The 12,539-nt window shown below is 63.1% G+C and carries 10 protein-coding genes; 3 read left to right on the top strand and 7 right to left on the bottom strand.

Translation table 11 applies throughout. The features are described 5' to 3' along the window. Positions 1 to 5: 5 nt before the first annotated feature. Both ACMGG8_RS12430 and ACMGG8_RS12425 read left to right on the top strand, forming a co-directional pair. Positions 6 to 719: a DUF3108 domain-containing protein gene (locus tag ACMGG8_RS12430; protein WP_047305628.1), complete on the top strand. Its 714-nt coding sequence runs from the start codon at positions 6 to 8 to the stop codon at positions 717 to 719. Positions 720 to 1,003: 284 nt separating this feature from the next. Then, positions 1,004 to 1,192, top strand: a complete 189-nt coding sequence (locus ACMGG8_RS12425; protein WP_060840547.1) for a hypothetical protein — start codon at positions 1,004 to 1,006, stop codon at positions 1,190 to 1,192. Between the two features lie 96 nt (positions 1,193 to 1,288). On the opposite strand, the gene ACMGG8_RS12420 is transcribed toward ACMGG8_RS12425, so the two are convergent. From ACMGG8_RS12420 to ACMGG8_RS12390, 7 genes are all read right to left on the bottom strand, one after another. Further along, positions 1,289 to 1,828 carry a DUF2058 domain-containing protein gene (locus ACMGG8_RS12420; RefSeq protein ID WP_060840548.1) on the bottom strand — a complete coding sequence of 180 codons (540 nt, stop codon included), beginning with the start codon at positions 1,826 to 1,828 and terminating at the stop codon, positions 1,289 to 1,291. A gap of 26 nt (positions 1,829 to 1,854) precedes the next feature. Next, entirely contained in the window at positions 1,855 to 2,688 is an 834-nt protein-coding gene (mazG, locus tag ACMGG8_RS12415) for a nucleoside triphosphate pyrophosphohydrolase (RefSeq protein WP_060841998.1), read from the bottom strand. A 24-nt stretch (positions 2,689 to 2,712) separates the two neighbouring features. Further along, positions 2,713 to 4,956, bottom strand: a complete 2,244-nt coding sequence (gene relA, locus ACMGG8_RS12410) for a GTP diphosphokinase (RefSeq protein WP_060840549.1) — start codon at positions 4,954 to 4,956, stop codon at positions 2,713 to 2,715. A gap of 122 nt (positions 4,957 to 5,078) precedes the next feature. After that, positions 5,079 to 6,431, bottom strand: coding sequence for a 23S rRNA (uracil(1939)-C(5))-methyltransferase RlmD (gene rlmD, locus ACMGG8_RS12405; RefSeq protein ID WP_108546117.1), 1,353 nt, complete (start codon positions 6,429 to 6,431; stop codon positions 5,079 to 5,081). Then, the gene (cysM, locus tag ACMGG8_RS12400; RefSeq protein WP_060840551.1) at positions 6,431 to 7,333 is read right to left on the bottom strand and encodes a cysteine synthase CysM; all 903 of its coding nucleotides are present in this window, start codon (positions 7,331 to 7,333) and stop codon (positions 6,431 to 6,433) included. The genes rlmD and cysM overlap by 1 nt, the downstream gene beginning before the upstream one ends. A gap of 118 nt (positions 7,334 to 7,451) precedes the next feature. Continuing rightward, positions 7,452 to 8,807 carry a sensor histidine kinase gene (locus ACMGG8_RS12395; RefSeq protein ID WP_108546118.1) on the bottom strand — a complete coding sequence of 452 codons (1,356 nt, stop codon included), beginning with the start codon at positions 8,805 to 8,807 and terminating at the stop codon, positions 7,452 to 7,454. After that, a complete protein-coding gene (locus tag ACMGG8_RS12390) occupies positions 8,794 to 9,516 on the bottom strand; it encodes a response regulator transcription factor (RefSeq protein ID WP_060840553.1) in 723 nt (240 codons plus the stop codon). Before ACMGG8_RS12390 ends, ACMGG8_RS12395 begins: the two co-directional genes overlap by 14 nt. Positions 9,517 to 9,724: 208 nt before the next feature. Here ACMGG8_RS12390 and ACMGG8_RS12385 point away from each other — a divergent pair, with 208 nt between their 5' ends. Continuing rightward, positions 9,725 to 12,478, top strand: a complete 2,754-nt coding sequence (locus ACMGG8_RS12385; protein ID WP_060840554.1) for a response regulator — start codon at positions 9,725 to 9,727, stop codon at positions 12,476 to 12,478. Positions 12,479 to 12,539 lie beyond the last annotated feature (61 nt).

Here is a 12,539-nt window from a genome sequence, read left to right as displayed (position 1 = left end):
ATTTTATGCGTCGCGCCCTGCTCTTCGCTTGTGCTCTGTTTGCCCTGCCGGTTGTGCAGGCGGCAGACCTTCACCCGTTCTCCGCCAGCTACACCGCCGACTGGAAGCAACTGCCCATGAGCGGCACGGCTGAACGCAGCCTGGAAAAAACCGCCAATGGCGCCTGGAAACTCAGCTTCAAGGCGTCGATGATGATCGCCAGCCTGAGCGAGGAAAGCACCCTGACCCTGGACAAGGACACCCTGGTGCCCCAGTCCTATCACTTCGAGCGTGGCGGTCTGGGCAAGGCCAAGAAAGCCGACCTGGATTTCGACTGGAACGCCAAGATGGTCACCGGCACCGACCGTGGGGATGCGGTCAAGCTGCCGCTGAACACCGGCATGGTGGACAAGTCCACCTACCAGCTGGCCCTGCAGCACGACGTGGCCGCCGGCAAGAAGACCATGAGCTATCAAGTGGTCGACGGCGGTGAAGTCGATACCTACGATTTCCGCGTCCTGGGTTCGGAAAAAGTCGACACCAAGGCCGGCCAGATCGATGCCATCAAGGTCGAGCGCGTCCGCGACCCGACACAAAGCAAACGCATCACCGTGATGTGGTTCGCCAAGGACTGGGATTACCTGCTGGTACGCCTGCAACAGGTGGAAACCGACGGCAAGGAGTACAACATCATGCTCCTCAACGGCACCGTCAACGGCAAGACAGTCAAAGGCAGTTAAGCCGCAGCACCCTGGAAGCCTCGCGAAAGCGGGGCTTTTTTTTGCCCGGAATTGACTCGCCAAGCCCGCCCAGAGGCCCTGGCGCAATGGGGCCAAGATGAAACTTTTGTCATGAAAGATCGGCCACTGCGGCGAAATGTCACGGTTTTCGCGGGCTGCAGGATTGTCGCCGATCCTGCAAAGGTCTGTTGCAGATCCAGGCAATTTACTTAGCAAGCTAACAAAACATATAACAGAGGCCTGCACACGCCTTGCTGCAGATCAACAGAGATTGGAGCCAGCAGATGACTGTAAAAGTAACTGAACGCGACGATTCACATATGTCCCATGAAGGCGTAGCCGCGGGTGTACGGATCTGGGATGTGCATCAACAAGACATGCTGGTGGGCATGTTCCACTCCGAGAGCGATGCCCACAGCTACAAGGCCGAACTGGAAAAACTCGAGCAGAACCGAGCATCCCAGAGCTCCTGATTCAACCTCGACACAGAGGCGCCGGGATTCCACGCAAATCCCCTCGCGCAAAAACCACCAACCCCGCCATGAGCGGGGTTGGTGGTTACTGGGTGCTTACCACATCAGATCATCAGGGATCTGATAGGCCGCGTACGGATCGTCCTCGTCCGGCGCCTCGGTAGGCGTGTTCAGTTGCACGATACGCCGCGGGTCACGCTCCTGGATCTTCAGCGCCGCCTCCCGCGGAATCACCTCATAGCCACCACCGTGGTGGACGATGGCCAGGGAACCACTGCTGAGCTTGTTGCGCATCAGGGTGTTCACCGACAGGCGCTTGACCTTCTTGTCGTCGACGAAGTTGTAGTAGTCCTCGGTGTTCAGCTTGGGCAGACGCGAGACTTCGATCAGTTGCTTGATCTGCGCTGCACGAGCCTTCTGCTCGGCCTTCTCCTGCTGCTGACGGTTGAGCTCCTGGTCACGCTTGACCTTCTCGGCCATGGCTTCCTGGGCTGCGCGCTGCTGGGAATCATCGAGTTCGATCTGGCCTTTATGGGCCAGTCGCTGCTGCTTCTGCTTGTCTTTGCTGACCTGCTTGGCCTGCTTTTGGTTGACCAGCCCTGCTTTGAGCAACTGGTCGCGAAGGGAAAGGCTCATGGTGCTTACTCACTTAGGCAACGGCCTCAGCCGCAGCTGGGCAAATTCTTTTCCTGACGTTTGGCTTCACCCCACAGGGCATCCAAGTCTTCGAGGGTGCAATCTTCCACGGGACGACCGGTGTCGCGCAATGCCTGCTCGATAAATCGGAAGCGCCGATCGAACTTGGCATTGGCGCTACGCAGGGCGGTTTCCGGGTCGACCTTGAGGTGCCTGGCCAGATTGACCACGACAAACAGCAAGTCACCGATTTCATCGGTGATGGCCGCCGGGTCGTTGTCGGCCATGGCCTCCAGCACCTCGTCCAGTTCTTCGCGCACCTTGTCCACCACCGGCAGGGCTTCCGGCCAGTCGAAGCCGACCTGCGCCGCGCGCTTTTGCAACTTGGCCGCGCGGGACAGGGCCGGCAGGGCCACCGGCACATCATCGAGCAGGGACAGCTGCTGCGGAGCGTCGGACTTCTCTGCGCGCTCCTCGGCCTTGATCTGTTCCCAGCGCTCCTTGACCTGCTCCTCATCGAGCCGCGGGATATCCAGCGGCGCGTACAGATCGCCAGTGGGGAACACATGAGGATGCCGACGGATCAGCTTGCGGGTGATGCTGTCCACCACCGCATCGAATTCGAAGCGCCCCTCCTCCCGGGCCAACTGGCTGTAATACACCACCTGGAACAACAGATCGCCCAGCTCACCCTGCAAGTGGTCGAAGTCGCCGCGCTCGATGGCGTCGGCGACCTCGTAGGCCTCCTCCAGGGTATGGGGAACGATGCTGGCGTAGGTCTGCTTGATGTCCCACGGGCAACCGTATTGCGGGTCCCGCAGGCGCGCCATCAGGTGCAACAGGTCTTCAAGGCTGTACATCAGTTCATCCATTTCATGCGGGCATCAGGGGGTTCGATTGCGCCGGGTCTCGATGATGTTCGGCAACTGGGATATGCGCCCCAGCAAACGTCCCAATGCGTCCAGGCCCGGAATCTCGATGGTCAGGGACATCAACGCAGTGTTGTCCTCCTTGTTCGAGCGCGTATTGACCGCCAGTACGTTGATCCGCTCATTGAGCAGGACCTGGGACACGTCACGCAGCAGGCCGGAACGGTCGTAGGCGCGAATGATGATGTCCACCGGATAGGTGAGCACCGGCACCGGCCCCCAGCTGACCTGGATGATCCGTTCCGGCTCGCGCCCGGCCAGTTGCAGCACCGAGGCACAGTCCTGGCGGTGAATGCTCACGCCACGACCCTGGGTGATGTAGCCGACGATCGCATCCCCCGGCAGCGGCTGGCAGCAGCCCGCCATCTGGGTCATCAGGTTGCCCACGCCCTGGATCTGGATATCGCCGCGCTTGCCAGGCTTGTAGCCGGCGGCCTTGCGCGGGATCAGCTCCAGCTGTTCGTTGCCGCGCTCCGGCTCCACCAGCTGCTGGGCCAGGTTGACCAGTTGCGCCAGGCGCAAGTCACCCGCGCCCAGGGCGGCGAACATGTCCTCGGCGGTCCTCATGTTGGCCTTGTCGGCCAGCTTGTCGAAGTCCACCTGAGGCAGGTCGAGACGGCTCAGCTCGCGTTCCAGCAGGGTCTTGCCGGCGGCGACGTTCTGATCGCGAGCCTGCAGCTTGAACCAGTGGACGATCTTCGCCCGCGCCCGGGACGTGGTGACGTAGCCCAGGTTCGGGTTCAGCCAGTCGCGGCTTGGCGTACCGTGCTTGCTGGTGATGATCTCCACCTGCTCGCCGGTCTGCAGGCTGTAGTTGAGCGGTACGATGCGCCCGTTGATCTTCGCGCCCCGGCAGTTGTGGCCGATCTCGGTGTGCACCCGATAAGCGAAGTCCAGCGGCGTGGCGCCCTTGGGCAGGTCGATGGCATGGCCGTCGGGGGTGAAGATGTACACCCGATCCGGCTCGATATCCACCCGCAACTGTTCGGCCAGGCCGCCGATGTCCCCCAGCTCCTCGTGCCATTCCAGCACCTGACGCAGCCAGGAGATTTTCTCTTCGTAATGGTTGGAGCCGGACTTGACGTCGGTGCCCTTGTATTTCCAGTGGGCGCACACCCCCAGCTCCGCTTCCTCGTGCATTGCGTGGGTGCGAATCTGCACTTCCAGCACCTTGCCCTCGGGGCCGATCACTGCGGTGTGCAGCGAGCGGTAGCCGTTTTCCTTGGGGTTGGCGATGTAGTCGTCGAACTCTTTGGGGATATGCCGCCACAAGGTGTGCACGATACCCAGCGCGGTGTAGCAGTCGCGCATTTCCGGCACCAGTACCCGCACGGCGCGCACATCGTAGATCTGGCTGAACTCCAGGCCCTTGCGCTGCATTTTGCGCCAGATGGAATAGATGTGCTTGGCCCGCCCACTGATGTCGGCGTTGACCCCGGTGGCCTTCAGTTCGTTCTGCAGCTGGTTCATCACGTCGCTGATGAAGCGCTCGCGATCCAGGCGCCGCTCGTGCAGGAGCTTGGCGATCTGCTTGTATTGCTCAGGCTCCAGATAACGGAAGGACAGGTCCTCCAGTTCCCACTTGATATGGCCGATGCCCAGGCGGTGAGCCAGAGGCGCATAGATATCGAACACTTCCCGGGCAACCCGGTTGCGCTTCTCTTCGTCGGCGCTTTTCACCGCCCGAATGGCGCAGGTCCGCTCGGCCAGTTTGATCAGCGCCACGCGCACGTCATCGACCATGGCCACCAGCATCTTGCGCAGGTTTTCCACCTGAGCCTGAGTGCCGAGTACCAGGGATTGACGAGGGCTGAGACTGGCCGAGATGGCGGCCATGCGCAGCACGCCATCGATCAGCTTGGCCACCACCGGACCAAAACGCTGGCTGACCGCCGGCAACTGGATCTGGCCCTCGCGGACACCGCGGTACAGCACGGCGGCGACCAGGGAATCCTGATCCAGCTTGAGGTCGGCAAGGATCTCCGCAATCTCCAGGCCCGTGCTGAAACTCGACACGTCCTCGGCGTTCAGACCCTTGGCGGCAATGTGTTTCAACTCTGCCTCGCGAGCGAACTCGCAGGCTTCTTTCAAGGCCTCACGGTCCAATGCCATATCGACGCTGACCGTATGATCGAGCCATGCCTCGAGATTGATACTGCCGTCGGTGTTGATCGGCTGGTGCGCTCTCACCTGTACCATCTTGCTTTACCTTCCCTACGACGCACATTCAATGCGTCAAATCGCTGACCTTCAACGCTCAGGGGCAGCTCGCGGGGCCAGCGAACCACACCTGAAAGATCAGTCGGATTAGACAAGCCATCCTAGCTCGCTTCGAATAACGCCATGGCCTCGACATGCGCCGTCTGAGGAAACATATCGAGGATCCCGGCACGTTTTAACCTGTAGCCCTGCTTGATCAATTCGACCGTGTCACGGGCCAAAGTTGCCGGATTGCATGACACGTAGACCAACCGTTTGGCACCCAGGCTCGCCAAGTGGCGAACCACCTCGAAAGCACCGTCACGGGGTGGGTCCAAGAGTACCGCAGAAAAGCCTTCATCAACCCACTCGGCAGCACTCAGAGGCTGGGATAAATCGGCTTGAAAAAAGCGTGTGTTATGCAAATTGTTGCTGGCGGCGTTGTCAGCGGCGCGCGCCACCATGGCCGCCACGCCTTCCACCGCCACCACTTCCCGCACCTGCCGGGCCAGCGGCAAGGCAAAGTTGCCCAGGCCGCAGAACAGATCCAGCACCCGCTCCTGCGGTTGCGGCGCCAGCCACTCCAGAGCCTGGGCCACCATCGCCTCGTTGACCCCGGCATTGACCTGGACAAAGTCCCCCGGCCGATACGCCAGATGCAGATCCCAGGTTTCCAGGCGGTAGCCCAGGGTCTGCGATGGATCCAGGGGCTGAGGCTCGCCTTCACCCTGCAACCACAACTGCGCCTGATGGAAATCGCAAAAATCCTTGAGGATCGCCAGGTCGCTTTCGGACAGTGGCGCCATGTGCCGCAACAGCAGGGCCAGGGCCGAGCCGCTGAACAACTCGACATGTCCCAGCGCCTGCGGTTTGCTCAGGCGCCGCAACATGGCCGGCAAGCGGCTCATGATGGGTTGCAAGGCCTGTACCAGCACCGGGCAATCGTCGATGGCGACAATGTCCTGGCTACCAGCAGCACGGAAACCCACCTCCAGTTGCTTGCCCTTGGCGTCCCAGCGCACCGCCACCCGGGCGCGACGCCGATAGCCGAACTCGGGACCGCTCAACGGCGCCGCCCAGACCTCGGGTTCGACCCCCGCGACCTTGGACAACTGCTCGGCGAGCATGCGCTGTTTCAGGGCAAGCTGTTCGGCATGGGGCAGGTGCTGCACGCTGCAGCCGCCACAACGCCCGGCGTGGGCACAGGCTGCCGGGCGGCGCAGCTCGCTGGCGCTGAACAGACGCTCGGTCCGGGCCTCCACCACCTTGCCATGGCTGCCCAGTACCCGTGCTTCGACTTCTTCGCCGGCCAGGGCTCCGCTGACAAACCAGGTGCGGCCATCGACAAAGGCGATGCCACGACCGTCGTTGGCCAGACGCTGGATGTTCAGGCGCTGCTTCTTGCCCACCGGAATCTGTGGGGCCCGACTGCCGCCCGCAGGCTGGAAGCGCAGGCCTCTCTCTTGCTTAGCCATCAGTTGGGCGCATCGAAGATGCCGGTCGACAAGTAACGATCGCCACGGTCACAGATGATCGCGACCATGACCGCATTTTCCACTTCCCGGGACAGGCGCAGCATCGCCGCCACCGCGCCACCGGAGGACACGCCGCAGAAGATGCCTTCTTCCCGGGCCAGGCGCCGGGTCACGTCTTCGGCTTCGCTCTGGGCCATGTCGACGATCCGGTCGACCCGACTGGCCTGATAGATCTTTGGCAGGTATTGCTCGGGCCAGCGGCGAATGCCGGGAATGGCCGAACCTTCCATGGGTTGCAGACCGATGATCTGTACCTCGGGGTTCTGCTCTTTCAGATAGCGCGAAGTGCCCATGATGGTGCCGGTGGTGCCCATCGAGCTGATGAAGTGGGTGATGCTGCCCTGGGTCTGGCGCCAGATTTCCGGACCGGTGCCGGTGTAGTGGGCCTCGGGGTTGTCGCCGTTGGCGAACTGATCGAGCACCTTGCCACGGCCTTCGGCCTGCATGCGTTCGGCCAGGTCGCGGGCGCCTTCCATGCCCTCTTCCTGGCTGACCAGAATCAACTCGGCGCCATAGGCGGTCATCGCCGCCTTGCGCTCGGCGCTGGAGTTGTCGGGCATGATCAGGATCATTTTGTAGCCCTTGATCGCCGCAGCCATGGCCAGGGCGATGCCGGTATTGCCCGAGGTCGCTTCGATCAGGGTATCGCCGGCCTGGATCTGCCCGCGCAGCTCGGCGCGAGTGATCATCGACAGTGCCGGACGGTCCTTGACCGAACCCGCCGGGTTATTGCCCTCAAGCTTGAGCAGCAAGGTATTGCTGGTGGCGCCAGGCAGGCGCTGCAAACGAACCAGCGGGGTGTTGCCGACGCAATCGGCGATGGTTGGGTACTGCAAGGTCATGGCGTATTCGCAATCCAGACTGCGGGGGCGCCTATCATACCGGCAAACGTCCAAGCGCCATATCACGCAAAGTGCGGGACTTATGGCTTATTGATCTAAGGCCGGCCAGGGCCCGCGTTCAGGCTCCCGGCAAGCACAGATGCAGACGCAAGCCATGCTCGCGGTTCTGCGCCCACAACTGCCCGCCCTGACGCACCACTGCATTGCGCGCGATGCTCAGGCCCAGGCCGAAGCCGCCATCCCCCGGCCGCGATCCATCCAGACGGATGAACGGCGCGAAGATCCGCTCCAGGTCTTCTTCGGCCACGCCCGGCCCCTGGTCGTCCAGCCACAGGTGCCAATACTCGCCTTCCCGTTGTCCCGCCAGCGTAATCCGGGCGCCGGCCGGGGAATGGCGGATGGCATTGCGCAGGATGTTTTCCAGGGCCTGGGCCAGGGTATTGAGGTGGCCGCGCACCCAGCAATCGGCGTCCAGCTCACAGCACAGCTGCGCCGCCGACCAGCCGCTTTCGAAGCAGGCGTTCTCGCTGAGCATCTCCCACAGCGCCTGGACCTGGATCTGCTCCACGGGCAATGGTCCGCGCTCGGTGTCCAGCCAGGCCAGTTGCAGGCTGTCTTCCACCAGGCGCTGCATGCCATCGACCTCCCGGGCCAGGCGCTCGCGCAGCGCCCCCAGGTTCTGCTCGCTGTCGCAAGCCACCCGCAGGCGACTCAAGGGCGTACGCAACTCGTGGGACAGATCGCGCAGCAATTGCTGCTGCACGGCCACGGTGCTCTGCAAGCGTTCGGACATCTGATCGAAGGCCCGCCCCAGCTCTCCCAACTCATCCTTGCGCTCAGTGGTCTCGCTGGACAGACGCACATTCAGTTGCCCGGCACGCCAGGCATTGGCCTGCTCGCGCAGTTGCTTGAGCGGCACCACCAGCAAACGGTACAGACCGACACACAGCAAAAGCGTGAACAGGCCCGGGATCACACCGTTGGTGATCACCTGCCAGAACACGCGATAGCGCCCGGGCATGAAGCGCTGGGGCAGCTCGATCACCAGGCTGCCCAGGGACGGATCCCCGGGGAATGGAATTTTCAGCCACGGCAGACCATGGACATGCCGGCTCACCGGCCAGTGCGCACCGCGCAGGAAGGTCAGGCGCTGGGCCTCGGCCGGGGTCAGCGGCTGACTGCTCAGCGATTGCAGGTCGCTGCCGATGACGCCGACCCAGGTCTGCTCACGGCCGGCCATCTGCACAAGCCAGGCATCGACACCAGCACTCTGGCCGCTGTTCCAGGCTTGCTCGGCCTCAACGGCGTAATGCTCCAAGGTCGCCCGGGCGTCATCGGACAGGTACAGGTTCCTCTGCTCCACATAGCGCCCCCAGGACCAGCTCAGCCAGATCATCAGCAGACAGAACGCCACCAGCAGGCAGGCCAGTTTCCAGAACAGCGAATGCCGGCCGGGCAGTTCAGGCCAGCTCATCGGCGGCACTCAAGACGTAGCCCTTGCCCCACACGGTGCGCAACTCCCGCTCGCTGTAGCCCAGAGTTTTGAGCTTGCGGCGAATCTGGCTGACGTGCATGTCCAGGCTGCGGTCATGGGCCGCGTAGCCGCGCTGCAGGACATGCTGATAAAGGAAAGCCTTGCTCAGCACCTCATCGACGTTGCGATGCAGGGTTTCCAGCAGGCGGTATTCGCTGCGGGTCAACCCGGCCCACTGCCCGGCAAACTGCACGTCGCACAGCTCGTCGTCGAAACTCAGGCTCTGCACGTTGCAGCTCGGTACCGGCGACATCGGCCGCCGATCCAGGGCCACCCGGCGCAGGATCGCCTCGATGCGTACCCGCAACTCGGTCAGGCTGAAGGGTTTGGGCAAGTAGTCGTCGGCTCCGAGGCGAAAACCGCTGATGCGATCGGCCTCCGCCCCCAGGGCCGACATCAGCAGCACCGGCGTGGAATGACTCTGGCGCAAGTGGGTCAGCAGGGTGAGCCCATCCATGCCGGGCAGCAGGATGTCCATCAGCACCACATCGAAGCGCTGGCTGCGGGCGATCCCCAAGCCTTCCTGGCCGTTGCGGCACCAGGTCACGGCGAAGCCGCAGCGACCCAACTGCTCATGCACATAGGCACCAAGCACCGGGTCATCTTCAATGGTCAGGATACGGGGAGGCTCAACAGCTACGGGAGTCATTAGCTTCTGCAAGTCATTCTCAGTTGAGCGATTATTCAAGATTGCCCGGAGCGCGGCAACCAATGCCTTGGTCGCAGGCATTCCAGCCGCCGACCGCCAGGGCGCAATTTGCCAAGATCAGCCTTCGGCAAATCGTTACACTGCGCGGGTGGCGCATCACGGACGTGCCCGTAGACCTTTTAAAACAGCGTGGAAGCAGGAGAGTGGCGTGCTCAAGAAACTGGGAATCAAAGGCCGCGTACTGTTGCTGACCTTGTTGCCCACCAGCCTCATGGCCCTGGTGCTGGGCGGCTATTTCACCTGGATGCAGCTCTCCGAACTGCAGGCCCAGCTCCTGCAGCGCGGCGAAATGATTGCCGAACAACTGGCCTCGCTGGTGGCACCGGCGATGGGCAACCACAACGCGCAGATGCTCGAGCGCATCGCCACCCAGGCCCTGGAACAGCAGGACGTGCGCGCGGTGTCTTTCCTGGCCCCTGATCGCACGCTGGTGGCCCACGCGGGACCGAGCATGCTCAACCCGCCACCCAGCGGCAACGGCACGCAGATGATGCAGCGCAGCGGCAATGACGCGACCCGCTACCAACTGCCGGTATTCGGCCGCCATCGCAACCTGGCCGGCGACCTGATCCCCGATGAATCCGACCGCCTGCTGGGCTGGGTGGAACTGGAGCTGTCCCACAGCGGCATGCTGCTGCGTGGCTACCGCAGCCTGTTCGCCAGCCTGCTGTTGATTGCCGCCGGCCTGGCCGGTACCGCCCTGCTGGCGGTGCGCATGGGGCGCACCATCAACAACCCGCTGACCCAGATCAAGCAGGCGGTGGCGCAACTCAAGGACGGCAACCTGGAAACCCGCCTGCCACCCTTGGGCAGCCACGAACTGGATGAACTGGCCTCCGGCATCAATCGCATGGCCAGCACCCTGCAGAACGCCCAGGAAGAACTGCAGCACAGCATCGACCAGGCCACCGAAGACGTGCGCCAGAACCTGGAAACCATCGAGATCCAGAACATCGAACTGGATCTGGCGCGCAAGGAAGCCCTGGAAGCCAGCCGCATCAAGTCGGAGTTCCTGGCCAACATGAGCCATGAAATCCGCACACCCCTCAACGGCATCCTCGGCTTCACCCACCTGCTGCAGAAAAGCGAGCTGACACCGCGCCAGCTGGATTACCTGGGCACCATCGAAAAATCCGCCGACAGCCTGCTGGGGATCATCAACGAAATCCTCGACTTCTCGAAAATCGAAGCCGGCAAGCTGGTGCTCGACAGCATTCCGTTCAACCTGCGGGACTTGCTGCAGGACACCCTGACCATCCTCGCCCCGGCCGCCCACGCCAAGCAGCTGGAACTGGTGAGCCTGGTCTATCGCGACACGCCGTTGTCGCTGGTCGGTGACCCGCTGCGACTCAAGCAGATCCTCACCAACCTGGTGAGCAACGCCATCAAGTTCACCCGCGAAGGCACCATCGTCGCCCGGGCCATGCTGGAAGAAGAGCACGAAGACAGCGTGCAACTGCGCATCAGCATCCAGGACACCGGCATCGGCCTGTCGAACCAGGATGTACGCGCCCTGTTCCAGGCCTTCAGCCAGGCCGACAACTCGCTGTCGCGCCAACCCGGCGGCACCGGGCTCGGGCTGGTGATCTCCAAGCGCCTGATCGAGCAGATGGGCGGCGAGATCGGGGTCGACAGCACCCCGGGTGAAGGTTCGGAGTTCTGGATCAGCCTCAACCTGCCCAAGACCCGCGACGATGCCGAGGACCTGCCCGGCCCGCCGCTGCTGGGACGACGGGTGGCGGTCCTGGAAAATCACGAACTGGCCCGCCAGGCCCTGCTGCACCAATTGGAAGACTGCGGCCTGGAGGTGACCCCGTTCAACACCCTGGAAGCCCTGACCAATGGCATTACCGGGGTGCACCAGAGCGATCAGGCGATTGACCTGGCGGTGCTGGGCATCACCAGCAACGACATGTCTCCCGAGCGCCTGAGCCAGCACATCTGGGACCTGGAGCATCTGGGCTGCAAGGTCCTGGTGCTGTGCCCGACCACCGAACAGACGCTGTTCCACCTCTCGGTGCCCAATCCCCACAGTCAACTGCAGGCCAAGCCGGCCTGCACCCGCAAACTGCGCCGGGCCCTGTCCGATCTGGTCACTCCGCGCCGGCCCCGCAGCGAGCCGGAGGAACCCCTCTCCAGCCGCGCACCACGGGTGCTGTGTGTCGATGACAACCCGGCCAACCTGCTGCTGATCCAGACCTTGCTGGAAGACATGGGCGCCAAGGTGCTGGCGGTGGACAACGGTTACGCCGCGCTGAACGCGATCCAGAACGAGCCTTTCGACCTGGTGATGATGGACGTGCAGATGCCCGGCATGGACGGTCGGCAAAGTACCGAGGCGATCCGCCAATGGGAAAGCGAGCGCCATGGGACACCGCTGCCGATCGTCGCCCTGACCGCCCACGCCATGGCCAACGAAAAGCGCGCCCTGCTGCAAAGCGGCATGGACGACTACCTGACCAAGCCCATCAGCGAACGGCAACTGGCCCAGGTGGTGCTGAAATGGACCGGCCTGGCCCTGCGCAACCAGGGCCCGGAACGAGCCAGCGAACGCTCTGAAGTGAGCCTGGAACTGCAAGTGCTGGATCAGGACGAAGGCCTGCGCCTGGCCGCCGGCAAGGCCGATCTGGCAGCGGACATGCTGGCCATGTTGCTGGCATCCCTGGAAGCCGATCGTGAGGCGATCAAAGCCGCCCGGGCGGCCAACGACCATGGCGCCTTGATCGAGCGGGTGCACCGTCTGCACGGCGCCACTCGTTATTGCGGGGTGCCGCAGTTGCGTGCCGCCTGCCAACGCAGCGAAACCCTGCTCAAGCAGGAGGACGCCAAGGCCTTTGCCGCCCTTGACGAGCTGGACCACGCAATCGGTCGCCTGGCCGCCGAGGCGCGGATCAACGCCTGACCCAGGGCAAGACCCGAACAGTGCCCGGCAGGCATGCTGGGCGCCCCGAACAAGGATGCAA

It is taken from the genome of Pseudomonas sp. BNK-45 (assembly GCF_047456255.1).
Taxonomy (GTDB): Bacteria; Pseudomonadota; Gammaproteobacteria; order Pseudomonadales; family Pseudomonadaceae; genus Aquipseudomonas.
The sequence above is the reverse complement of the archived record's forward strand: the minus strand, read 5'-3'. Positions and strand labels throughout refer to the sequence as shown.